General features: G+C 49.5%; 16 protein-coding genes and 6 pseudogenes. 17 read left to right on the forward strand and 5 right to left on the reverse strand.

Annotated features, from left to right (window positions below):
• Window positions 1-38 precede the first annotated feature (38 nt).
• From ASL14_RS26095 to ASL14_RS26110, 4 genes and pseudogenes are all read right to left on the reverse strand, one after another.
• On the reverse strand, window positions 39-317 hold the full coding sequence (locus ASL14_RS26095) for a YxcD family protein (RefSeq protein ID WP_134914723.1): 279 nt from the start codon (window positions 315-317) through the stop codon (window positions 39-41).
• 3 nt (window positions 318-320) lie between these two features.
• Entirely contained in the window at window positions 321-776 is a 456-nt protein-coding gene (locus tag ASL14_RS26100) for a hypothetical protein (RefSeq protein WP_044647776.1), read from the reverse strand.
• Between the two features lie 155 nt (window positions 777-931).
• Window positions 932-1,497: pseudogene (locus ASL14_RS26105) on the reverse strand (PadR family transcriptional regulator).
• Between the two features lie 248 nt (window positions 1,498-1,745).
• Window positions 1,746-2,308: pseudogene (locus tag ASL14_RS26110) on the reverse strand (beta-class carbonic anhydrase).
• 256 nt (window positions 2,309-2,564) lie between these two features.
• On the opposite strand from ASL14_RS26110, the pseudogene ASL14_RS26115 reads away from it, so the two are divergent.
• From ASL14_RS26115 to ASL14_RS26135, 5 genes and pseudogenes are all read left to right on the forward strand, one after another.
• Window positions 2,565-4,081, forward strand: a pseudogene (locus ASL14_RS26115) (carboxypeptidase M32).
• 145 nt (window positions 4,082-4,226) lie between these two features.
• The gene (locus ASL14_RS26120; protein WP_134914724.1) at window positions 4,227-5,315 is read left to right on the forward strand and encodes an ABC transporter substrate-binding protein; all 1,089 of its coding nucleotides are present in this window, start codon (window positions 4,227-4,229) and stop codon (window positions 5,313-5,315) included.
• Window positions 5,312-6,123, forward strand: a pseudogene (locus tag ASL14_RS26125) (ABC transporter ATP-binding protein). Before ASL14_RS26120 ends, ASL14_RS26125 begins: the two are co-directional and overlap by 4 nt.
• Window positions 6,124-6,130: 7 nt before the next feature.
• Window positions 6,131-6,964 carry an ABC transporter permease gene (locus tag ASL14_RS26130; protein WP_134914725.1) on the forward strand — a complete coding sequence of 278 codons (834 nt, stop codon included), beginning with the start codon at window positions 6,131-6,133 and terminating at the stop codon, window positions 6,962-6,964.
• 111 nt (window positions 6,965-7,075) lie between these two features.
• Complete coding sequence (locus ASL14_RS26135; RefSeq protein WP_134914726.1) at window positions 7,076-8,032, forward strand: aromatic acid exporter family protein; 957 nt, start codon at window positions 7,076-7,078, stop codon at window positions 8,030-8,032.
• Window positions 8,033-8,062: 30 nt separating this feature from the next.
• Here the strand turns inward: ASL14_RS26135 and ASL14_RS26140 are convergent, their stop codons facing one another.
• The gene (locus tag ASL14_RS26140) at window positions 8,063-9,373 is read right to left on the reverse strand and encodes an amino acid permease (RefSeq protein WP_134914727.1); all 1,311 of its coding nucleotides are present in this window, start codon (window positions 9,371-9,373) and stop codon (window positions 8,063-8,065) included.
• Window positions 9,374-9,488: 115 nt separating this feature from the next.
• Between ASL14_RS26140 and ASL14_RS26145 the strand changes: the two are divergent.
• The 12 genes and pseudogenes from ASL14_RS26145 (at window position 9,489) to ASL14_RS26200 (ending at window position 24,999) form a co-directional block, all read left to right on the forward strand.
• Window positions 9,489-10,384, forward strand: a pseudogene (locus ASL14_RS26145) (LysR family transcriptional regulator).
• 126 nt (window positions 10,385-10,510) lie between these two features.
• Window positions 10,511-11,068: an outer spore coat protein CotE gene (locus tag ASL14_RS26150; RefSeq protein WP_014281435.1), complete on the forward strand. Its 558-nt coding sequence runs from the start codon at window positions 10,511-10,513 to the stop codon at window positions 11,066-11,068.
• A 133-nt stretch (window positions 11,069-11,201) separates the two neighbouring features.
• Window positions 11,202-12,425 (forward strand): putative amidoligase domain-containing protein, encoded by a 1,224-nt coding sequence (locus ASL14_RS26155; RefSeq protein ID WP_134914728.1) that lies wholly within the window; start codon window positions 11,202-11,204, stop codon window positions 12,423-12,425.
• A 108-nt stretch (window positions 12,426-12,533) separates the two neighbouring features.
• Window positions 12,534-15,278: a DNA mismatch repair protein MutS gene (mutS, locus tag ASL14_RS26160; protein WP_134914729.1), complete on the forward strand. Its 2,745-nt coding sequence runs from the start codon at window positions 12,534-12,536 to the stop codon at window positions 15,276-15,278.
• A 60-nt stretch (window positions 15,279-15,338) separates the two neighbouring features.
• The gene (gene mutL / locus ASL14_RS26165) at window positions 15,339-17,528 is read left to right on the forward strand and encodes a DNA mismatch repair endonuclease MutL (RefSeq protein ID WP_134914730.1); all 2,190 of its coding nucleotides are present in this window, start codon (window positions 15,339-15,341) and stop codon (window positions 17,526-17,528) included.
• 12 nt (window positions 17,529-17,540) lie between these two features.
• Entirely contained in the window at window positions 17,541-18,392 is an 852-nt protein-coding gene (locus tag ASL14_RS26170; RefSeq protein ID WP_134914731.1) for a class I SAM-dependent methyltransferase, read from the forward strand.
• Window positions 18,376-19,350 carry a tRNA (adenosine(37)-N6)-dimethylallyltransferase MiaA gene (gene miaA / locus ASL14_RS26175; protein WP_134914732.1) on the forward strand — a complete coding sequence of 325 codons (975 nt, stop codon included), beginning with the start codon at window positions 18,376-18,378 and terminating at the stop codon, window positions 19,348-19,350. Before ASL14_RS26170 ends, miaA begins: the two co-directional genes overlap by 17 nt.
• 20 nt (window positions 19,351-19,370) lie before the next feature.
• Window positions 19,371-19,616 (forward strand): RNA chaperone Hfq, encoded by a 246-nt coding sequence (gene hfq / locus ASL14_RS26180; RefSeq protein ID WP_023989043.1) that lies wholly within the window; start codon window positions 19,371-19,373, stop codon window positions 19,614-19,616.
• Between the two features lie 188 nt (window positions 19,617-19,804).
• Window positions 19,805-22,449: pseudogene (locus ASL14_RS26185) on the forward strand (PBP1A family penicillin-binding protein).
• 166 nt (window positions 22,450-22,615) lie between these two features.
• Entirely contained in the window at window positions 22,616-23,173 is a 558-nt protein-coding gene (locus ASL14_RS26190; protein ID WP_134914733.1) for a ribonuclease FAU-1 family protein, read from the forward strand.
• Complete coding sequence (locus ASL14_RS26195) at window positions 23,170-23,865, forward strand: YdcF family protein (RefSeq protein ID WP_187644990.1); 696 nt, start codon at window positions 23,170-23,172, stop codon at window positions 23,863-23,865. The genes ASL14_RS26190 and ASL14_RS26195 overlap by 4 nt, the downstream gene beginning before the upstream one ends.
• 150 nt (window positions 23,866-24,015) lie before the next feature.
• Window positions 24,016-24,999 (forward strand): AAA family ATPase, encoded by a 984-nt coding sequence (locus tag ASL14_RS26200; protein WP_134914734.1) that lies wholly within the window; start codon window positions 24,016-24,018, stop codon window positions 24,997-24,999.
• Window positions 25,000-25,105 lie beyond the last annotated feature (106 nt).

Below are 25,105 nucleotides of genomic sequence, written 5' to 3' on the forward strand. Positions count from 1 at the left end.
ACTGCATATTCTGTTAGATGTCCCTATGCGTTATTCCATCAAGTCTGGACAATGGCAGTGATTTCTTCGTCCAGATCCAGTCTGACTTGCTCGCGATAGGCACGGATATTGTACTCGGAATGCAGGTATCTCAGGATAGCCTCGATCATGTTGGCTTCCACCAGATACTGGCTGCGACCCTGTACATGGACTTCTGCCGAGTATCCTGTATCCTCTTCCCAGCTCAATTCTACTGTCACATCAGTGGGCTGGACGCCTTTGCGTTCAGCCATATGCAGACAGATGGCGTTGACAATTTCATCCATACTTAAAATCATAGCTTAGTAACGTCCTCCACGGGAATCATCAGGTCTGCGACGATTTTTAATGGCACGGTAGATACCTACTCCGACCATGATCAGGACGTATATAGCGAGAACGTTGACCGCAAGGCCAAGCAAGCTTCCCAGTGCGCCCATGTTGCCGAACAATCCGCCGAATAGCATACCTGCCAAACCACCCAGCATCATGCCTTTCAGGAATCCGCCGCCACCGCCAAGGAATCCACCCGTTCTGCTTGTATTACCCGCAGTTGCACTGGATTTGGTGCCGCTATCGGACTTATTGACACCGTTGCTGTTTGTGGCCTTGCTCGGTGTAGATTGGTACGTTTTTTGCCCGGATTTAAATCCGCCGCCTCGCCTCGCGTCGGCTGTAGATGGTGCGACCATAACAATCAGCAGGGTAAAAGCCATCATCAGCATCATCATATTTTTCAAAGTAAATGTTTTTTTCATGTAAATATAATCCCCTTAGTATGTTGGTTTGATATAGGTCAAACAGCCGCTTACCAGTAATACGAAACGGATAGAAAAGGGTTTCAAAAAATTTAAAACATTCAAATTTTATTGATATATAAAGCCTATGCATGATTGGACTAAAGCATTCAGTCTTATGGTTTAAGTGAAAATGGATTAGTGTCCGCTCTTACATCTCCGGCAAGCAACATACGCAGTACCATTTGGCACCACTCCAGACCCGCTTTGGCATTCATAAGCCCTTTTTGCACGAGAATGTAATCGCCGAAGTTTTTGCTGCCAAAATGCAGATCCTCGTCGGGAATGTCCTTCAGAATATCCTCAAGGTGCCTTATTCGCTGAATAAAATGACGTTTGCGTTCCTCCAGCATACGGTTGGCACTGCTTTTGTCCGTCAGCCAGAGACAGAACAGCCGAAGGCTTAATTCGTCCCGTGTGACCGGAGCGGCCAGTGATTCCTGGGACCATTGCTGAAGCATATGAATTCCCTTGTCTGTAATGGTATACATTTTTTATCAGGTTTGTCGGACTGCTGAATCCAGCGGGAAGCAAGCAATTCCTTGCTTTCCATACGCGCTAGCAGTGGATAGATCTGACTATGCTTAGCCTGCCAAAAAGGCTGGATACGCAGCATCAGATCATAGCCGGAGGATTCTTCTCTGGCGAGAAGGCCCAACAGACCATACGATAGTAAATTCATAGATTTTATCTCCTTCATCCATCTTAATAACGGTTATAACGGCTCTACGGCAGGTGTTCTGCCGCTTCATGAAAAGTGTACACTGAAACTGTATGGTTTGACAACTTTCAGATAGGCCGTTCACAGGTTAGCCAAAATTAACTCCGATCACCATACACTCATATGTGCTTATTTTCATAAAAAGAGGGTATCTTTGGGTCGTAAAATACGGCCTAAAGATACCCTCTTAAATGTTAATTATAGGATTTTTACTGCTTATTTCCATCAACAACCAGCGTTAACTCCCCGGTGTCCGGATGGATGACCATACCGTGAACAGGCGCATTAGGCGGGAGCAAGGGGTGATTCTTAATAAGCTTTACGGTACTTCTAACCCCTTCCTCGATGTTGTCAAAACCTTTCAGCCATTTGTTTAGTTTAATCCCTGAATTTTCCAGAGTGCTTAGTACCTCTTGTGAAATCCCACGCTCCAGCATTTCATTGACCATGTGGTCGGCATTCAGCGCGGCCATACCGCATTCGTAATGGCCTATGACGAGCACTTCATCCGCTCCCAGCTCATATAGGGCAACGAGCACACTACGCATAACGCTTCCAAAAGGCTGGGAGATAATCGCACCCGCATTTTAATAATTTTGACATCACCATTGCGCAGGTTCATGGCTTTGGGTAGCAGTTCGGTTAGACGCGTATCCATACAGGTAATAATGACCATTCTCTTATTAGGGAACTTGCCTGTACGATAGGCTTCGTATTCTTTGTTTTCCACGAAAACGCGGTTGTATTCCAAAATCTCTTTGATGTGATCCACGATTGTTCCCTCCGTATACTGTTTAATGTTGAACCATTTTTTTTTGCAGACCAGCATGGAAGAAGCCTAATTCCGATCCACACGGACCGGCAATCAGGCTTTACTCCTTGGAAAATATGTACAATCCGACGGATTCCAAAGCCTCCAGGAGCTGGTCGTACAAGTTGTGTGTTGATTATACTTTTTAATATAAGTATCATCAAGTATAAGAAGTATAAAGTTTTATCCATTTTTAGATAAAGAGGTGACCTCAATTATGGTGCAACAGACGTTGAATCAATTGGCGGCTTTAAAAGAATTAGCACACAAAATCAAAAGTTATGGCGAGGCCGTGGGCTTGATGCACTGGGACTTACGAACAGGTGCTCCGCGCAAGGGCGTTGATATTCGTTCGGAAACATTGGGGATGCTGTCTACTGAAATGTTCAAGCTGGTTATTTCGGATGAAATGGGGCAATTGCTGCAATTTTTGCCGCAGAAGACAAACTGGAGCAACTGGAGGACAATGACCGCAGACTGGTGGAGGAATGCCGCAAAAATTATGAGCTGAACCGTTCGGTTCCGGCTGACCGTTATCGGGAATACAGCGTACTCGCTGCTCAGGCGGAGAGCAAGTGGGAGGATGCCAAGGAACATAGCGATTTTGCCGGATTCGAGCCTTATTTGTCTAAAATCGTAGAGATGAAACGTGAGTTTATCGGTTATTGGGGTGTTAAGGACACGGAATACGATACGCTTTTGGATCAATATGAGCCCGGGATGACGGTTGAAAAGCTGGATGCTGTGTTTGATCGTCTCAAAAAGCGCCTTGTGCCACTATTGTCTAAAATTCAGGCATCACCCAACCAGCCGGATTCGAGCTTTCTGGACGGTGTGTTTGATGTGAAGCAGCAAGAGAAGTTCGGCCTGTTCATTCTGAGACAAATGGGCTATGACTTCGACGCAGGTCGTTTGGATGAGAGCGTGCACCCTTTTGCAACAGGATTAAATCCGGGTGATGTGCGCATAACAACACATTATTTGCAAAATGATGTGACTAGCGCAATTTTCAGCTCATTGCATGAAGGTGGTCATGCGCTGTATGAGCAAAATATTGCGCCTGAGCTGGCAGGATCGCTGCTTTCCGAAGGAACCTCCATGGGGATTCATGAATCCCAGTCTCGCTTGTGGGAAAATATGATTGGACGCAGCCGTGCTTTTTGGGATCGGTATTATGCTGACCTGCAAAAGCATTTTCCAGACCGTCTGGCGAAGGTTACAGCAGAGCAATTCTACCTGGCCGTTAACCGTGTGGAAAATTCACTGATTCGTATTGAAGCGGATGAGTTGACATATAACTTACATATCATTATCCGCTATGAAATTGAAAAAATGCTGTTTAACGAAAAACTGGATGTGAAGCGCCTTCCAGAAGTATGGAATGCAAAATATAAGGAATATCTGGGACTTCTCCCGTCGGATGACGGGTATGGCGTTTTACAGGATGTTCACTGGTCCGGTGGTGATTTTGGTTATTTTGCCTCTTACTCGCTTGGCAATATGTATGCAGCACAAATTTTGGCGACACTGCGCAAGGAGCTTCCAAATCTGGATGAGCTGATTGCTGCGGGAGAGCTGGAGCCGATCAAGCAATGGCTGACCGAACGGATCTACCGTTATGGCAAGAGCCGGACGCCGTCCGAGCTGATTGTAGCCATTACAGGTGAGGATCTGAACCCGGATTATCTGGCTGATTATCTGGAAGAAAAATACACCTCCATTTACAAGCTGTGATTTACAAGCTATAACATCATCATTTGTGCATCTACCCCGCGTTCATGGGCGAACGTGGGGTTTTTGTATGAGATTAACGATTATATCGACAGCCGCATAACAATATATGAAGTCTATAATGCAAAAAGGTGGGGAGGGAACAGGGATGAACATCGGCGCTCGTTTCAAAGCTGTGGCGGCTGCGGCACTGCTCGGATTGCTGCTGCTCGGCGGGTGCGCACCCAAAGGGGGGCAGACGATTGAGATCAGACTGGGCGAAGTAGCCCGAACGGTCTTTTATGCGCCACAGTATGTAGCCTTGAGACAGGGGATGTTTGCTCAGGAGGGACTGGATGTCCAACTGGCGACGATCCCCGGTGGCGACAAGACGATGACGGCGTTGTTGTCCAATCAGGCGGATATCGCGCTTATTGGTGCGGAAACATCTATTTATGTGTACCAGCAAGGGGCAGAGGACCCCATCATTAATTTTGCCCAATTGACGCAGACGGACGGAACCTTTCTGTTTGCCCGGCAAACGCAGGGTAGCTTTGACTGGGAAGAGCTGAAAGGACAAAATTTTCTTGGACAAAGAAAGGGCGGAATGCCACAAATGTCGTTGGAATTTGCGCTGCGCAAACACGGCATTGATCCACACAAGGATTTGAAGCTGATTCAAAATATTGATTTTGCCAATGTTGCCTCTGCTTTCGGTTCCGGTACGGGGGATTATGTGCAGTTATTCGAGCCCCAGGCATCTATTTTCGAAAAAGAAGGTAGGGGACGGGTAGTGGCCTCCATTGGTGTGGAGAGCGGCGAGCTACCCTATACCGTATATATGGCGAAACAAAGCTATCTAAACGAAAATGGTGAGGCCACGCAAAAATTTACAAAGGCTGTATACCGGGCACAACAGTGGATTGCTACGCATTCACCGGAGCAAATTGCCGAAGCCATTACGCCCTATTTCAAGGATACAGATCTGGCGGTTCTGACCAGTAGTGTCAAGCGTTACAAGGAACAAGGCACCTATGCTGTGAACCCGATAATTGAGGAAAAAGAATGGAAAAATTTACAGGATGTCATGGCTTCGGCGGGTGAATTGAAAAGTCCGGTTGCGCTGGATCAACTGGTGAATCGGAGCTTTGCAGAGAAGGCGATTGCAACAGACTCATCGGGGAACGCTGACCAGCCTGCAAAAGCGGGAACAAGTGGAGTCACAGAAACAGGCGTAGATGCCGGAGGCTCGCCATGATCGAAGAACGGAGTAGTCTCACTTCGGCTGCAACGGTCCCGGTTGTGGAGCTGAAGCAAGTGACGCATGTGTATGTAACGGACCGTGAGGCGTCGCTGGCGGTTGAGAATATAGATTTTGCGGTAGGGTCAGGGGAGTTTATCAGTCTGGTTGGCCCGAGCGGCTGCGGAAAGACGACAATCCTGTCCATGATCGCCGGTCTATTGCGCCCGGCGGCGGGTCAGGTGCTGCTGCAAGGCCGACCTGTAAGCGGTCCGAGTACGGAGGTCGGTTACATGTTGCAGCAGGATTATCTGTTTCCGTGGCGTACGATCATGGATAATGCGCTGCTGGGTCTGGAGCTGGGCAACCGGGTAGATGAGGACTCGCGTGAACGGACCCGACTGCTGCTGGAAGGCATGGGGCTGGGAGGAAAGGAGCATCTGCATCCGTCCCAGTTATCCGGGGGGATGCGCCAACGTGTGGCACTGGTACGGACACTTGCGACCAATCCAGGGCTGCTGCTGCTCGATGAGCCGTTCTCCGCGCTGGATTATCAGACCAAGCTCCAACTGGAAGATCTGATTGCCGAAACCTTGCGTGAGCGGGGGAAGACGGCTATTTTGGTCACACATGATTTGGCCGAGGCGATTGCGGTCAGCGACCGGATAATTGTGTTGGGCCGAAATCCGGGCCACATCCGGCGTACCTTTGAAATTCCGGATTCGATCCGGGAAGTTCAGCCTTTTTATGCGCGCGAGCAGCCGGGCTTTAATGAGCTTTTCATGAAATATGGGGTGAACTGGAGGTTTCGGGAGCAAAGGAGTGAATCAAGGATGAAGGACGAATCGGACCGGCTTGGACAGCACTGGATTCAAGGGCTGTATCAGGAGTATCGACGCAGAAGGCGTTCGGAGCGGCGGTTGGTAACGGGTGTACAGACAGCTATTTTAGTGTTTTTATTCGTGTTGTGGGAAATTGCGGGTCGGATGAAATGGATTGATGTACTGCTGTTTAGCTATCCAAGCAAAATATTTTCCCAAATTGGCAAGGATGTGGTCAGCGGCGAGCTGTGGGGGCATGTCGGTGTCACGGTTGGAGAGACGTTAGCGGGTTTTTTACTTGGGACGCTGCTGGGAACACTGCTGGCTGTGCTGATCTGGTGGTCACCGTTTTTGTCGAAGGTGCTGGACCCCTATATGGTCGTGTTCAACAGTATGCCCAAGGTGGCGCTGGGTCCGATTTTTATCGTCATGTTTGGGGCGGGATTTACCGCTATTCTAATGACGACCCTCTCAATTACGGTCATTATTACGACGTTAGTCGTGTATAACAGCTTTCAGGAAGTCGATTCGAATTTGATCAAGGTGGTTCGCACATTTGGTGGATCGCGGCGCGATACGTTTAGCAAGGTGATTCTGCCTGCATCCTTTCCGGCTATCGTCTCTACACTGAAGGTGAATGTCGGCATGGCCTGGGTTGGCGTGATCGTCGGTGAATTTCTGGTGGCTAAAAACGGGTTGGGCTATTTGATCATCTACGGCTTCCAGGTATTTAATTTTACCCTGGTGATGTCCAGTCTGCTTATCATTGCGGTCGTAGCGACACTGATGTACCAGGCGGTCGTGTATGTCGAGCGTCTGTTGCTGTCTGATCGTCCTCAGCGATAGGAATCAAACTTCTATACATTTGTGTAAAACGTGAAAATAAAGTACCATGAAAATGAAAATGATTCAAAATTTACGAAAACAGATTTCATCCAGAGAGGACAGAATTTTTTCATGGGCTTTCGTACGATTAAAACGGCTATTGCCGCATTAATGGCCGTACTCATTGCGGATGGTTTTGGCATTCATGGAGCCACCTCGGCAGGGCTTTTGGCTATTTTGGGGGTGGATGTCACGCGCAAGAGAAGCCTCCGTACCATTTCGGCGAGATTTTTTGCATCCGTCGTGGGGCTTCTTTTTGCTTGTGTTTTGTTTGTTCTATTCGGATTCCATGATTGGGTACTGGCATTATATATTTTAACGGCGTTTCCGGTCATTGTACGGGTGGGCTTTAAGGAAGGAATCGTCACGGGTTCGGTCGTGGTTTTCCGCGTGTTCAGCGGTGGTGTGATTGATATGCAGGTGCTGCTGACCCAACTGTGTCTGCTGGTCATCGGATTAGGGTCCGCGATGGTCGTCAATTTGGCCTACATGCCGCGCTCCGATAACACCATGCAGCAAATCCGGCAGGAGGTAGACCGGACGTTTTCCATTATATTCAGAAATATGGCCAATACATTACGCAGTCCGGCATACATATGGGATGGCAAGGAAGTTATAGAGGCAAACAGCGTCATAGCCAGAGGGGTGACCGAGGCAGGGCGTTCATTGGAAAATCAGATGCTTCGTCCGCAAGAGGGCTGGAATGTGTACTTTTATATGCGCAGGGGACAGCTGGAATCCATTCAAAATATGATGCAGTTGATCTCGCAGATGTACCAGCATATGCCGCAGGCCAAACTTTTAGCCGAGCTATTTGATCAGCTCAGCAATGACGTTCTGGCCGGACATTATACGGGACAGACGGAGAAGTTGCTGGAGCAGGTACGTGAGGAATTCAAAAAAATGGAGCTCCCCTCAACCCGGGAGGAATTCGAAATTCGTTCGGCATTGTTACAGCTTACACATGAATTACATCAGTATTTGAAAATCGCCAAAAAGGACAAGGCCCCCACTCCAGTCAAAGCTTAGAGTCGAGGGCCCCAACTAAAAAGCTACTGTCTAACGATGGACAGTAGCTTTTTTTTGTTCAGTGATGACGGGCGGAGCAGGAAGGGGGCGTTTGTGCCGAATTCGACCTGCGATCCATAAGGCAACGGTGATCAGGCAAGGATAAAGCATGGCCCAGCCGACAAAAGGAAACACCACCGCAGTCGAGATGAACGACACCCAACTGATGGCTACACCCCAGCGATTACCTCGTAGCAGCTTGATACCCGCAGCACACCCGCCCAGATAGGTCAGGATAAAAGTGGCGTTGGGGAACTGAATCAGGTTGGTGAGTGAAACAGTACCGCTACCGTAAAGGGACATAATGACGACGAAACAAAGGAAGAGAAACACGATACCCCCAATTGGCGTATGAAAGCGCCGGGATAAGAGACCCATCCAGCGGAAGGCATGGCCTTGCCGGGATAAAGCATATGCGACGCGTGAAGCAGCACCCACATAAGCAATAATCGTAGCTGTACATATAAAGATGCCTGTCAAGCCGGCTATCACCGCGCCCCACGGACCAATGGCCCGGCTAATCACCCATACGAGCGAAGCGTCCGATCCGCCTGCAAGGTAGCTTTGCGTCCCGACTGTAGCCAGTGCAGTAAGAAAATAAAGCAAGCCGACGATAACGGCTGCAACGGTGACACCCTTAACAGCCGCCCGTTGTGGATTGGTGAATTCCTCCGACAAATGGGAGACAGCCTCCCAACCGATGAAGCACCAGAACAGAATTGCTGCCGCCTGACCAACAGGAAGCCAGCCGTGCGGAGCAAACGGTGTGAAGTGTACCGATTTCATTTGTGGCAGCGCTGCGACAATGGCGAAGATAAGGACAGCAACGATAGCAATGACAACGGCGATCTGAATACGTCCCGCAACCTTCATACCGATCCAGTTAATGATCAGTCCAACCGCCAGCATGGCGGCGGCCAATCCCATCCGGCTTCCCTCTCCCCAGCCCATGGCGGCGGTCATATAGCCAGCTCCGGTGAGTGCGGCAACAGGCGCCCCAATCGGAACTGACATCAGAAAAAACCATCCGATATAAGAGCCTGCACGCGGCGAAAAAGCCAGCGAGACAAAATGCGATACTCCTCCAGCGTTCGGGAATTTGGCGGACAACAGTCCCATAGATAGAGCCATCGGCAAGATGAGCAGGGTCATAAAGCCCCACGCCAATAGGGAGGCCGGACCCGCCATTTCGGCGGCAAGACCGGGCACAATCAATATCCCCGAACCCAGCACTGCCCCAATATATAGCGCAATGGCCTGTGGAAGACCAATGGTAGATTGCAGTTTATGTTCATTTGTCATTCAGGTAAGCCTTCTTTCTCTTGTCATTTCCTTCAGCTTATCAGATAATCAATCTATCGGAAAAACGGAATATAACGATGGCTTGTATCGAAAAAAACGATCGAAGGAGCAATTTATGGAATCACGGCATTTGTTTACGTTTTTAAATGTGGTTGAGGCAGGCAGCTTTACCCGGGCGGCGCGTATATTAGACTATGCACAATCAAGTATAACTGCCCAAATTCAGACGCTGGAGACGGAGCTGGGCACACCTCTTTTTGACCGCATAGGTAAGAAAATCATGCTGACAGATGCCGGACGACGCTTGCTGCCCTATGCGCAGGAAATTTCCAAGATGCATGCCCTTGCTAAGGATGCGCTACGTTCGGAAACCGTGCTGACGGGCACGCTGAAAATCGGAGCGCCAGAGTCGCTGGCGGCTTTCCGCCTGCCGAGCTTGATCCGTGAGTACAGGGAACGGTATCCAAAGGTGAAAATCGTGCTTAAACCGGGAGAATGCTGGGAATTGCGCGATATGACCCGCTCAGGTGAGCTGGATTTGGCCTTTTTGCTTCAGCCGGAGACGGAGGATAGAGAACTGCATGTCACTACACTCATTCACGAGCCGATGGCATTGGTCGCGCCACTGGGTCATCCATTAGTTTCCTATAATAACGTGGAGCCCGTTGACTTAAAGGACGAAACCATTTTGCACACAGAGGCGGGCTGCACCTATCGTATCCTTTTTGAGCAATATTTGAATAGACACGGTATTTTGCAGACCCGAGTCTGGAGTTTTGGAGTATTGAAGCGATCAAGCAATGTGTCATGGCCGGATTGGGCGTTGCGCTGCTTCCGCTGGTTACGGTGCAAAATGAATTGCGTGAAGGGAAGATGGCGCGTTTAAGCTGGGATGACAGCGAACAGCAGGTGGCTACCCAGGTCGCCTATCACACGAAAAAGTGGAAATCCCCGGCGCTCAGCGAATTTTTACGGATTGTCGAGCAGCATGTAACACATTGGCGTGCATGAGTTCAAGCCGTTAGAGCATAAGCTTATACAAATAATATTTTTTCCTTTTCGCCTATTCACTCAACATTCGCCTACTTCCTGCATACATATGTATGGAATGATTGATTGTATGGAGGAGGTTCAAGAATGGCATTGAGTCATAAAAATCGTAGAGAGATTATTACAAAAGCGATCTGCGGTAAAGGTCGCAAATTCTCTACCGTAACCCATACCGTAACTCCGCCTAATAATCCGACCAGCATTTTGGGGGCGTGGATTATTAACCACCAGTATGAGGCTGTGGCGGCTGGAGACGGCATTGAGGTGGTGGGGACGTATGATATCAATATCTGGTATTCATACGATAAAAACTCGCAGACCGATGTGGCTAAGGAAACGGTGTCGTATGTGGAAAATGTGCCGCTCTCGTATCTTGATCCGAAACACCGGGCGTCTACAGTGGAAGTATCCGCCGAGGCGACACAGGAGCCAAGCTGCGTTGAGGCCAGTGTGTCTTCAGGGGGCGGCAGCGTAATTATCCGGGTCGAGCGGGAATTTGCGGTGGAGCTGGTGGCGGAAACGAAGATTGTTGTAGAAGTATTCCCGAATGGAAGCAGTGACGATTTTGACAAGGACTATGATTTTGGAGCGGAAGAAGGGGACTATGAGGAGCTCGACCCCGACCTCATCGACGACGAGCTCTGACGGAAGTAACCAAAAAGAGGGCTGCTTTACTCTTTGCGCCGGCTGAGACTGCGCAGGGGCAAAGGCCCTCCTTTTTCTTGTTATAGGGAAGGGGAATTTTCCAGTCGTCCGTAATCTGGTAGGGAGGGGTAAGATGATGCAGCAGGCGGGACAGGCGCTCAGACGCTTCAGACAGATGCCGGATGATGAAAAGCAGCGCAGGCTGGAACGTTCCGGCATATCGGTTCGCTGGATTGACGACAACGCAGCAGATTTTGCGGTAGGCTATGCAGTGCAAATCCATCAACTGCGAATGCTGGAAATTCGAAGACGCACAATTGAAGGACACTCCAAAGTCCGCGCTTATGATCCGACTGCGCTGGATAGCAGCTCTCAACTGTCCATCAGAATGGAGCGATTGGCTGTACGTACTTTGTACACACTCGGCCTCGACAGCGGTGAAGTGGCGCTGACACTGCTGGGCGAGCGCAGTTGTCAGGTACGTGAAGTCGTGGCGCAGCCATGGCTAAATGATAGACACCTAGACACGCTATATGAAGCCGCTGCTCGTGAAGAACAAGACCCTCCAGCAGCACAAGGGGATAAGCAGCTGCTAATTGGGATGGACCCTGAATTTGTGCTGGTCCGCATGCCGGAAGGACGGGTCGTACCGGCTTCACGATATTTGGGCCGCCTTGGCGTGGCAGGATGCGATGCGGTTACGCGCCGGGGGCGGACATTGTACCCGGTCGCTGAGCTTCGACCCACGCCAAGTGGCGATCCGGCCCTTTTACTGACACATTTACGCCATGCCTTTGCGGCGGCAGCCCGACGCATTGCCGACCGTACGCTGATTTGGCAAGCGGGCGGGATGCCGCAGTCGGGTTTTCCGCTGGGAGGGCATCTGCATTTTAGCGGAATTCCGCTGAACGGGGCACTGTTGCGTGCGCTGGACAATTATTTAGCGCTGCCTTTGGCGTTGTTAGAAGATAAACGAGCAGCTCGGCGCAGACCGCATTACGGCAATTTGGGCGATTTTCGCCGCCAACCGTATGGAGGTTTTGAATACCGTACACTACCCAGCTTTCTCGTTTCGCCACAGCTCGCGAAAGGCGTGATTGGAATGGCATTTCTCATCGCGTCTCAATATCCGCGTTTGCAGCGCAGGCCGCTGGATGAGGAAGAGGCTCATAGAGCGTTTTATGAAGGAAATCGGATCGTGCTGGGGGAGTATATGGAACCTCTTATTTTGGATATTGTTTCACTGGATGTATATCCGCAATATAAAGCTTATGTCGGTCCATTGCTGGACAGCCTGCGTCAGGGAAAACAATGGGATGAATCGCGGGATTTGCGTCCGTTCTGGAAGCTTTCGTAAAATGTGTGACGTTGTCTGCGATGCTTTCATGTTATCGACTGTCATTTTTGCTATAATGAAAGGTAATGTAAGTTTAAACGGAACAATGTATGGGGGTTAGTAAAAGGTATGGCCAAATATACACCAATGATTGAGCAATATTTATCGATAAAAGATCAGGCGCAGGATGCGTTTTTGTTTTTCCGCCTGGGGGATTTTTACGAGATGTTTTTTGATGATGCGATTCTTGCATCTAAGGAGCTGGAGATTACACTTACCGGACGTGAGGGTGGCGGCACGGAAAAAATTCCGATGTGCGGCGTGCCTTATCATTCGGCGGAAAATTACATACAGCGCCTTATAGAAAAGGGCTATAAAGTTGCCATTTGCGAACAGATGGAGGATGCCTCGGTTACGAAAGGGATGGTACGGCGAGATATTGTCCGTGTCGTCACTCCGGGTACGGTAATGGAAGGCAAGGTGCTGGGTGACAAATCCAACAACTACATGGTATGTGTCACCGAGACGGACGGGATGCTGGCACTGGCGGCTTGCGATTTGTCCACAGGTGAGCTGTATGTGACCTCTGTACCGGATTCGAAGGAATGGCTATTGGATGAAATTAATATTTATGAGCCATCAGAAATGCTGGGGGACGGTCATCTGCTCGATTTTGTGACCTCCCGAATGTCACCCGTAGGACGGCGTGTTGTATACACAGCCTGGGACAAGTCTAAGGATGATCTTGTGCGTGGTCAATTTGGTGAAGCAACGTGGGCCAGACTCAACGAGGAACGTAGGCATTGTGTATCGCGTTTGATTGCTTATTTGAATGAAACGCAAAAAAGATCGTTAGGCCAGTTGACACAGATTTCTGCTTATGAGCCGAACCATTTTATGATTCTTGATCCATTTACCCGCCGTAATCTGGAACTGGTGGAGACGGTTCGTGAGCGCTCCAAGAAGGGCTCGTTGCTGTGGCTGCTGGATCGGACGGAGACGTCGATGGGGGCGCGGTTGCTGCGACGCTGGATCGACAAGCCGTTGCTTAGCAGTAATCTGATCGAGGAACGGCTGGAAGCGGTGGACAAGCTGTATCATCAGTTTATTTTTCGGGAGGATGTGCGTGCACAGCTCAAGGAAATTTACGATCTGGAGCGCTTGGTTGGGCGAATTGCCTTTGGCAGCGCCAATGCACGCGACCTGATTGCACTCAAGCTGTCATTGACCCGGATTCCGGCTTTGCGTGAGTTATGCGCAGAATCGGAATCGGAGACACTGCGCCGAATTGCCCAAACGCTGGATAGCTGTACAGACTTGTGCGCGTTGATTGAGGAAGCCGTGGCGGATGAGCCGCCTATTTCCGTAAGGGACGGCGGCCTCATTAAGGAAGGCTACCATCAGCGTCTGGACGAGCTACGGGAAGCTAGTGTGAACGGCAAGCGCTGGATCGCCGAGCTGGAGGCCAAGGAACGTGTAGCGACTGGCATTCGATCGCTCAAAATCGGATACAACAAAGTGTTTGGTTATTATATCGAGGTAACCAAATCCAATCTAGCTTCATTGCCGGAAGGACGATATGAACGCAAGCAAACGCTGGCGAATGCGGAACGTTATATTACACCGGAGCTGAAGGAAAAGGAATCTCTGATTTTGGAAGCCGAGGATAAGATGGTGGACCTGGAGTACTCTCTCTTCTCCGAGCTTCGCAGTAAACTAAATACTGAAATTCCACGTCTGCAAAAGCTGGCAGAGCGGGTGGCTGAAATTGACGTGTACCAGTCACTGGCATCGGTCAGCGCAGAGCGTGGCTTCGTCAAGCCTGAACTGACCACGGGATATGATTTCGTGGTGGAGCAGGGGCGGCATCCCGTTGTGGAAGCCGTAATGAAGGATGGCAGCTTTATCGCCAATGGTACGGCACTGGAAGAAAAAGATGCGCATATTTTGCTGATCACCGGTCCGAATATGGCCGGGAAAAGCACGTATATGCGTCAGGTCGCGCTTATCGCAATTATGGCGCAGATCGGCTGCTTCGTTCCGGCTGCACATGCCAAAGTGCCGATGCTGGATCGCATTTTTACGCGCATCGGTGCAGCGGATGATCTGATCGGTGGACAGAGTACGTTCATGGTGGAAATGGCTGATATTCAGGTCATGACAGACAAGGCGACTCCGCGAAGCCTCATCATTATTGACGAGTTGGGACGCGGTACGTCCACCAGTGAAGGGATGGCGATTGCGCAGGCGGTCATCGAGTTTGTGCATGATACGATCGGCTGTAAGGCGCTGGTGTCTACGCATTTTCATGAGCTGGCTCATTTGGAGCAAAGCCTGTCCTCGCTGCGGAATTACTCTATGGCAGTACAGGAAAGCGGCGACAAGGTGAATTTCCTGCGCAAGCTCATACCGGGTGCGGCCAGTAGCAGTTACGGTATTTATTGTGCCCGTCTTGCAGGTTTGCCGGATAATATCATTGAACGCGCGAACGGGCTGTTGCACGGCTTTGAGCACGCAGCTGCCCAAGTAACGGCAGGCACCGAGGTTGTTGCAGCAGCGAGGGAAAACGTTGTAAGAGAAGCTGCATTGCAGGCTCCATTTGTGTCACAGCAAGCCACCGTTGTAAAGGAAGACACTCGGCAGGCTGTGGAAGACTCCAGTGTGTTGGACCATACGGCTACCAGAGTCGTACAACTGTCCATTTTCGGAGAGCAAGAGCTTGCTCCTGCCAAGCCGCAGCCAGAGACGGCCGAGGTTAATCCGATTGTGCGCCAGATTTTACGCAAGGTGAAAAACGCCGATGTCATGAACATGACACCTTTGCAGGCGATGCAGTTGTTAAATGAACTGAAAAACAAGGCTAACGGCCTGTAGTTCACGATATGATATTTCCAGTTTTTCATCACACTTTGAGGTCAGGGGGAGGTTAAAAGGATGTCTAAAATTCGGGTACTGGATGAGCATATTGCCAACCAGATTGCTGCCGGTGAGGTTGTGGAACGTCCAGCCTCCGTCGTGAAGGAACTGGTGGAAAATGCGATTGATGCGGGCGGTACGCGCGTAGATGTATGGGTGGAAGAAGGCGGGCTGCAAAGCATCCGGGTGACGGATAATGGCAGTGGCATTGAGCCTGAAGATGTGGAAACGGCGTTCTATCGGCATGCGACAAGCAAAATCGGACATGGACGCGATCTGTTCCAGATCACGAGCCTGGGCTTCCGTGGAGAAGCGCTGCCGAGTATTGCGGCTGTATCGAAAGTGGAGCTGCTCACAGCAGCCGCAGATGACGGACGTGCCCGCAAATTGATTATTGAGGGCGGCAAGCTGGTACTGCACGAGGATGCAGCCGCCCGGCAAGGGACGGATTTTACCGTCCGGGAGCTGTTTTATAATACACCTGCAAGACTGAAATATATGAAAACGATCCAGACGGAGCTGGGGCACATTTCGGATGTGCTTTACCGAATGGCGCTTTCGCACCCGGAAGTTGCCTTCACTTTACGACATAACGGGAATACACTGCTTCAAACGCTGGGTAATGGTGATTTGCTTCAGGTGATTGCTGCTGTTTACGGAACTTCTGCGGCCAAATCCATGCTGCTGCTGGAAGGAGAAAGTCTCGATTACCGTATTAGCGGCTATGTCAGCCGCCCGGAGTGGACCAGATCGAATCGAAACGCCATCTCGACGGTGGTGAACGGACGCTTTGTGCGCAGCTATGGGCTGAATCAGGCGTTGCTTAAGGCGTATCATACGCTGCTGCCGATCAATCGTTTTCCGCTGGCTGTGATCCAGTTGGAGATGCATCCTTCACTGGTAGATGTTAACGTTCATCCCGCCAAGCTGGAGGTGCGTTTCAGCAAAGAAGCAGAGCTGTTTCAGTTGATTGAGGATTCGGTAAAAGCTGTTCTAGGACAGCAGGTGCTGATTCCGAAGGCAGTCAAGCGCGAAATCGGCGGCAAGGATAGCGGCTCGTTTGTGCAGGAGCAGTTTCATTTCTCGAAGGGAAACGGTATGGAAGGAAATTCTTCTGCTGGCGAGAGTCAAGTGGAGGCACAGCCGCTTACCGGATCTTACCCAGAGGGCCGTGACCCTCGCCAATCTATTCGGTTGGATGGAAATGAGGAGAACCGTGGGCATGGGGCGGATCGTGAGCAACGTCAAGATAGGGAGAGGCTCCCTGTCATTGGTCGGGTGAACCCGCCTTCTGGGCAACGTGTCAGTGACGAAGAGCTAGATGCAGATTTTGTGGATGGAAACGATGGAAATGGCGTTAGAGGGAGCGCTCCATTGCCTGATGGTGCTGTCGGGCAGACGCCCGATACTCAAGAAATACTAGGAAGTAGAGCCGTATCGGGCTCATCTTCCTTGTACAGCGGCGGAGTACAGGAAGCGGCAGCTTCTGTGGCTTATCGGCCTTCTGCTTCACCGGGTGCAGGAAACGCTGTGGATTCCCGCTATTTCACGAATCAGAAGCCACGTCAGTCACGACTGAATGCAGAGCAGTTGGCGGTGGTATCGGGTGAGGCTCCCGAACTGCCCGCTTTTCCTGAGCTAAATTTGATCGGTCAGCACCATGGAACCTATTTGATTGCGCAGAACGATCAGGGGCTGTATTTAATTGACCAGCATGCAGCGCATGAACGGGTTAACTACGAATTTTATTATGAGAAATTTGGAAATCCCGAGGCCGTATCGCAGGAGCTACTGCTGCCGATTACATTAGAGTTTACGCCTTCAGAGACGGAAAAGCTGAAAACAAGGCTACACTGGTTTGAGCAGGCGGGAGTGTATTTGGAGCATTTTGGTGGTCAAACCTTCCGGGTTAGCTCTTATCCTTACTGGCTTCCTCAAGGAGAAGAAGCGGATGTTATTGAGGAAATGGCAGGATGGGTACTGGATGAAAAAGCAATTGATCTTGCTAAGCTACGGGAGGCAGCCTCGATCATGTGCTCCTGTCGGGCTTCGATTAAAGCGAACCAGAAGCTGACCGACCGACAGGCTGTCGTATTGCTGGAGCGTTTGGCGGCATGCAGACAGCCGTACACCTGCCCGCATGGGCGACCTATCGTTGTATCCTTTTCCACATATGATTTGGAGAAGCTGTTTAAAAGAGTAATGTAAGGGAGTTTATATATGTTGCAGGATCGGGAAAACCGTGAAGAAGAAAGGCAGGCAAGGCTTCGGAAGGAACAAGCCGATTTACTGGTGACGACGGGGGATTCTCCCTCGGCTGAGGTTGTGCAGCGGGCGGAAATGCTTGCAGCCGAGCTGGGGGTGTTGTATGCCCCCCGTCGTGGTATATCGGTAGCAAGGCTGACTGCTGCTCATAAAGTTCGTCAGGCGCTGGTGCTAGTGCAGGGCGGGGTGAGGCTGATTAGTCCGGAACAACCACCAATGACTTTTCACCCAAGTATGGGCTTCATCCGCGCCAAGCGGGTGTTGAAAGGGGAACCTGATCCGATGTTGATCGCCGCTCGGCTCGTTCCGGGGGACACCGTGCTGGATTGCACCGCAGGACTCGGAACGGATTCCCTCCTGTTTGCAATTGGAACAGGAAGCTCTGGACAAGTAATTGCTGTGGAAAGTTCTTTTCCTGTCTATGCTTTAATCAAGGATGGAATGAGGCATTACCGTTCCGGTAACGCAGCGGTAGATGCGGCATTTTCCGGCATTGATGTTCGTTTTGGCCATCATTTGGACTATTTGCGGAGCTTGCCGAATCGCAGTGTGGATATTATCTATTTTGACCCGATGTTCCGTGATCCGTTGCTCGATTCCAGTGCCATCGGTCCATTGAGAGGGTTGGCTAACCCGGATGCGCTGGATGAGGAAAGTATTGCTCAGGCAAAACGGATTGCAAGGAAAACAATTGTATTGAAGGAAAAACGGGGCAGCGGGGAATTTACCCGCCTCGGCTTCCGTGTGGAGCAACGGGGCACAACGAAAACAGTGTACGGAGTGATTGATATTGACAGCGGCATCTAAACTACTTGTTCTTGTTGGCCCGACAGCGGTCGGCAAGACAAAATTAAGCATCGAGATGGCACGGCAATTTGACGGGGAAATTATTTCCGGAGATTCCATGCAGGTGTATCGTCATATGGATATTGGAACTGCCAAAATTTCCGAACAGGAAATGGAAGGAATTAAGCACCATTTGATTGATATTCATGAGCCGGAATACCCATATTCGGTAGCTGCATTTCAGGAAGATTGCCGTCGCCTTATACCGGATATTCATGCCAGAGGAAAACTACCGTTTATCGTAGGTGGGACTGGTTTGTATGTGGAGTCTGTCTGCTATGAATACCAGTTTTCCGAGGTTGGAGCTGATGAAGCTTTTCGTCAGGAACAGCTTGATTATGCCGAGAAATTTGGAGCTGAGGCGCTTCATGCGCGACTACAGGCGGTTGATCCCGAAAGTGCACGTCGTCTGCATCCCAATGATCGTCGCCGAGTCGTTCGAGCATTGGAAATTTATCATGTTAGCGGAACGACTCTTAGCTCGCAATTGGCCAATCAAAAAAAGGAATCTCCTTATCAGCTATGCATCGTAGGTTTGACAATGGATAGGCAAATGCTATATAAACGTATTGAAGACCGAATTGACGGGATGCTCGATCAAGGGCTTGTTGCTGAGGTAACCTCCTTAATGGAACGGGGAGTGCGAAGCGATGCCATCTCCATGCAAGGTCTAGGCTATAAAGAGATATCCTCCTACCTGCGAGGAGAGGTGTCTTTGGAAGAGGCGGTGACTTGGCTAAAACGGGATACGCGTCATTTTGCGAAGCGGCAGCTCTCGTGGTTTCGCCATATGAAGGATATCCAGTGGGTAGATGTCACCGATTTCGGAAATTTTTCTGCTCATGCAGCCCGAATACACGAAATTATAGCAGGAAAGTTCCGGACAGACCTTGAATATACTTCAAAACAATCCAAATGATTATTGGGGGTACGGCTAAAATGAACAAGTCCATTAATATCCAAGATACGTTTCTGAATCAATTGCGCAAGGATTCTATACCGGTAACGGTGTACCTGATCAATGGATTTCAGGTGCGGGGAACGATTAAAGCATTTGACAACTTCACAATTGTTATCGACTCGGATGGAAAGCAACAGTTGATCTACAAGCATGCTATTTCCACTTTTACACCGCAGCGCAATGTGTCGCTTGTGCAGCAACAAGATAACGCAAGCGATAACTGATTACGGCCTGACGGTCGCCCGGGTTGATGAAACTTTTCAAGCGTCCGTCTCGTCTAACCGTATAGGAATGTGACCGGGAGCAACCTGAACAGGGTTGTTCTTTTCATTCCGTTTGCTTTCATGCTGCCGACAGCAAGCTATATATACTTTCGGCAACATATGATTATTCGCGAAAGGGAGTCAGGGGAATGCCAAACGATTCATTGTCCAGATCCGGCAATCGCAATAGAAACACACCTAAAGAGAAGCCGAAGGGCAAGAAAAAGAAAATTACAGGTAAGCAAATTGGATGGACACTGTTTATTACGGCGGCGTTAGCCATATTTTGCGCGCTTGGTGGATATTTGTTTGTCATGGTTAATGGTGAAAAATCTATAAGGCCAATCAAGACAAAATTACAGTGAATGAGACATCGAAGGTTTACGATCGCAACGGCGTGCTTATGGGTGAGCTATCCGTACAAAAAAGTGATCCTGTCACAAGTGAAGAAATACCAGACCTGCTGAAAAAGGCCTTTGTGGCAACTGAGGATAAACGGTTTTATGAGCATCAGGGTGTCGATATTTGGTCCATTGGCCGGGCGGCTGTTAAGGACATCGTAGCCCGTTCGGCAGTTGAGGGCGGCAGTACGCTGACCCAGCAGTTGGCGAAAAACCTGTTTTTGACGCGTGACAAGACCTTTTTCCGTAAAGCGACCGAAGTATCCATTGCGATGGCCCTGGAGCGGAATTTGAATAAAGAACAAATTATTACGCTTTATCTGAACCGTATTTGGTTTGGACGTTCTTACTCCGGTATCAAAGCGGCGTCGGAAGGCTATTTTGGAGTGTCAGACTTAAATAAATTAAAGTTATGGCAGATCGCTACATTGGCAGCTATTCCAAAAGGGCCTTCCAAATATAATCCAATTAGTAATCCGGAAAACTCAAAGGAACGACGTGCAGTGGTTCTCCAGTTGATGTTCGAGCAGGGAATGATCGGCAAGCAGGAAATGGAAGAGGCCAAGGCTGTAGATTATGATTACAAGCAGCCGGAAAAAGTTCAAAAGTATCAGAATTTTATGGAATATGTGATGAATGAGGCGGAGGAAGCCCTGCCGGAAGTCAGCGGAGACGACTTGATCGTTGGTGGATATAAAATTCATACGACGATGGATGCTCAGGCCCAAAATGCGTTGGATCAGGCGATGGCAGATGATGATATGTTCGAAAAAAGTCCGGACGATCAGCCTGTTCAGGGTTCCATGGTCATCATTAACAACCAGACGGGCGGAATTGCCGCGATGGCACCCGGACGGGATTACAAAAAGGGAACCTTTAACCGCGCAACACAAAGCCGTAGACAGCCAGGCTCGGCCTTTAAACCTATTGCGGCGTATGCGCCGGCTCTCGAATCTGGCAAATTTACAATGGATACACCTTTGAGTAATGAGCGACAGAGTTTTAACGGGTACAGCCCGAAAAACTTGCACGGTTACTCTTCGACCATCAGTATGACTGATGCGATTACCAAGTCTGAAAATATCCCGCCAGTATGGCTGCTGAACCAAATTGGTGTGGAAAAAGGAGTTCAATTCGCGGAGAGCGTAGGAATTCCGATGGACAAAAATGATCACTCGCTCGCTATCGCTTTGGGTGGATTAAGCAAAGGAACGAATACCCTTGAAATGGCACAGGCGTACAGCTCTTTTGCCAATAACGGACAGTTCCAAAAGGCTTATTCTATCAAGCAAATTAATGATAGTGATGACAAAACGGTTTACACTCACAAAGAAGAGTTTAAAACCGTAATGAGCGAGAAAACAGCTTATGAAATGACGCAGATGATGCAAAATGTCGTCAATAGCGGTACTGGTCGTAAAGCCCGTATTGATTGGCCTGTAGCCGGTAAAACGGGTACAACCCAGAGTGGAATCAGCGGTAACAGTGGCAACCGTGATATCTGGTTTGTCGGTTATACGCCGGAATATACTGGTGCGGTATGGATGGGCTATGACAAGCCGGACAGCAAGCATATGCTGAGAAATTACAGTGGGCAGTCGGCAGCCTTTTTCGGAAGGGTCATGGGTGAAGCCCTCAAGGGGCACCCGGTTACGCAATTCAGCCAGCCGAAGGGATATGAACCGCCAGTTGAGCAGAAGCCAGATGAGCCAGTTCAGGTTACCGCTCCAAGCGGACTGAGCGGGTCTTATAGTCAGGACACCCAAATTGTATCGCTGTCCTGGAGTGCCGCGGCGGGAGATAATATGCAATACCGTGTGTATCGCAAGGAGGCTTCCGAAGGGGGCTTTACGGCGATTATGGAGGCGATGAAAGGCACGAGTGGTGAAGATACGTCTCCATTAGCCGGAGCCAAGTATGATTATTATGTAACGGCTTATGGAGCGGATGGTAAGGAATCTGGTCCATCGAATACAATCCGTGTGGAAATTCCGGCAGAGACCACTCCGGTAGATCCTCAGCAGGGAACCGATCCGAATCAGAATGGAACATTACCGGATAACAGCGGGACTACAGATGGTCAGAACGGCACCGATCAGGGGAATACATTCCCTGGAGGTACCGATAATGGCACCAGCCCGGGACAGGTTCCGACGACTCCTGGAGACACTAGCGGTACAGACAATAATACTGGCAGCTCTGGCACCGGAAGTGACCCGAGTCAGGGGAATGGCCAGACAACAACACCGGATGCAGGTACCTTCAATAGTGATACAACGGTGAATCCAGATAACACGGATTCACCTACCACAGGAACCACAACGGATGGAAGTCAGGAAACCAATTCCAACGGTCAGCCGAACTCCAATCGTGGACATCGCAATCGAAATTAGAAGGCATATGTTGTATGCAAGTTGAATTTGTCTCAAACCAAAGGTATTTTCGGACCATTTCATGGTCTGAGAATACCTTTTTTGCTGTGATGAAGAGTGTTATTTTTGAGTGTACAGTTTAAATATGGTAAGCTGGTTTTACCAATGTTGGAGAGGAACATCATTTATGAAGCGCAAATTCGGAGACCGGGCCAACTGGCGCAGAATAACGAACCGCAAGTTTGCTTGCCGGTATGTGGAAAGTGACGTGTTTACAGGATATGTGACCTTGTATACCATTTTGAGTCTCAAGGAGCCGTTATGGAAAAGCTACGGCGGTCATACGTTTTGCATAGCGGATAAAGGTTATTCCTGGTTGCAATATTACCCGAAGGGTGAGCATTATGTTGTGACTGCTATGTTCGACAATCGGGAGCAGATTGTGGAATGGTATATTGATACCTGCCGTAATCAGGGTGTGACCGATCAGGGAGTTCCCTGGTTTGACGATTTGTATTTGGATGTGGTGGTACTTAAAAATGGCGAAATCTTTTTGGTGGACGAGGATGAGCTAGAGGATGCGTTACAGCGCGGGCATATCTCGGCACAGGAGGCAGAATTGTCTAATCGTACGGCGGCTGACGTTTTACGACGAATAGATGCCCATACATTCCCCTATTTTAAAATGTCGCTGAAACACCGGGAAGAATGGTTTCACAATGGTGATTTTAAGAGGGATCGGTGAAGGTTTTGCAGTGGATGAGAAGCACTGGGCGAAAAGAATCTGAATTAAAAAGCAGGCTGAGCCGACCGAAGAAAAAGTTTACAGTAGCCAAACGTCTTATGATTTGTCTGCTGTTCATCTTTATAATCGGTTTGGTATGGGCGGGTATTCGATTTTGGAATATGAATAACGCAGCCTCTACCACTCCGCTTCAGCAGGCGCAGGTAGGTATTGTACTTGGGGCGTCCATGTGGGGAGCAGAGCCAAGTCCTGGGCTGAAGGAGAGGTTGAACGAAGCCTTGCAGCTATACCGCAACGGGACAGTGAAGCATCTGATTGTAAGCGGGGGATTGGACAAACCAACTTACCCCTATACGGAAGCTGAGGGGATGCAACGCTATTTGGTCGACAGAGGTGTTCCAGCGCAGCATATTGTGTTGGAAAATCATGCAACTAGCACCTACGAAAACCTGTTATATAGCCAGCGTATCATGAAGAAGTATGGTTGGACCTCAACCGTGATTATTACACATAGCTATCATGGTCCACGGGCGCTGGAGATTGCCCGATTTTTGAATTTAGATCATCCCCAGATGGCTCTGGCGGAATCCAAAGTGCTGAATATGCCGCTTCACCAGTCAAGAGAGGTGCTGGCTTACACCAAATGGACGCTGCAACGGTGGTGGCTTGGTGCCCAAACTTGGATGTCCTGAAATGTACATTGTTTTTCCATAAAGGTCTCATCTCCATATACAAAATGCTTCTGCGTGAGCTTTCGTCGCTTTTGTGCTAATAAGGACATGCCGGGCCGAATACATTAGTAGGGTAAGCTGTGCCTGAAGAAATGTTGAGGTGATGGATGCATGAATGGACGGGGAATCGCCGCGGGCAAGCGGACGGAGGATAGACCTTCCAGGCAAATCAATGTCGTGCTGCGTAGCCCGGAGCCGATAGCTTCGGTAAATGTTGACGAGACGGATGCAGCAACTTCGACCAAGTCGCAGGCGTTACCGCAGTATCTTAGTCTCTATCAGGAAATTCAGAAGGAACTCGATCATCTCGTCGGTCTGGATAACATCAAAGAACTGGTATTTGAAGTATATGCATTTTTGCAAATTGCCCATATGCGTACTGATGCGGGACTGTTGAGTAATGCGCACGTATACCACATGATTTTCAAAGGGAACCCGGGTACGGGGAAAACAACGGTAGCTCGCATTATCGCTAAAATGCTGCAAAAAATGGGGGTACTGAGTAAAGGCCATCTGATTGAGGTGGAAAGGGCTGATTTGGTAGGCGAGTATATTGGGCATACAGCGCAAAAAACGCGGGATCTGGTCAAGAAGTCTCTGGGTGGAGTGCTGTTTATTGATGAGGCATACAGTTTGGCGCGGGGAGGGGAAAAGGATTTTGGAAAGGAAGCTATTGATACCTTAGTAAAATCCATGGAAGATCAGAAAAATCAATTTATTTTGATCCTTGCCGGATACTCGGGTGAGATGGACTTCTTTTTGCGTACAAATCCAGGCTTGCCTTCCCGTTTTCCCATCCAGCTTGATTTTCCGGACTATACCGTGGATCAGCTTATCCAAATTTCCGAAATGATGGCCAAAGAACGGGATTATATTCTCATGCCCCAGTCCATACTCAAAATGAAAGAGCATCTGTTGAATGAACGCAACGACAGTCTCCATGCATTCAGCAACGCGCGTTATGTCCGCAATGTGATCGAAAAAGCGATTCGGCATCAGGCTGTCCGGTTGCTCAATCAATACAGGAGCGGGCAGCCGGGAAAGCAGGAACTGATGACGCTGCGTCCTGAGGATTTGAAAATGGACAAAAGATAGGCGATAATAGAAATCTGAACCACATCGAATTGTATAACATCAAACGGGGGCCGGCCTGAATATCAGGTCGGTCTCTGTGCGAGAGTTAACATGGAAAATAAAGGAG

This window comes from Paenibacillus sp. IHB B 3084 (assembly GCF_001447315.1).
Classification (GTDB): Bacteria; Bacillota; Bacilli; order Paenibacillales; family Paenibacillaceae; genus Paenibacillus.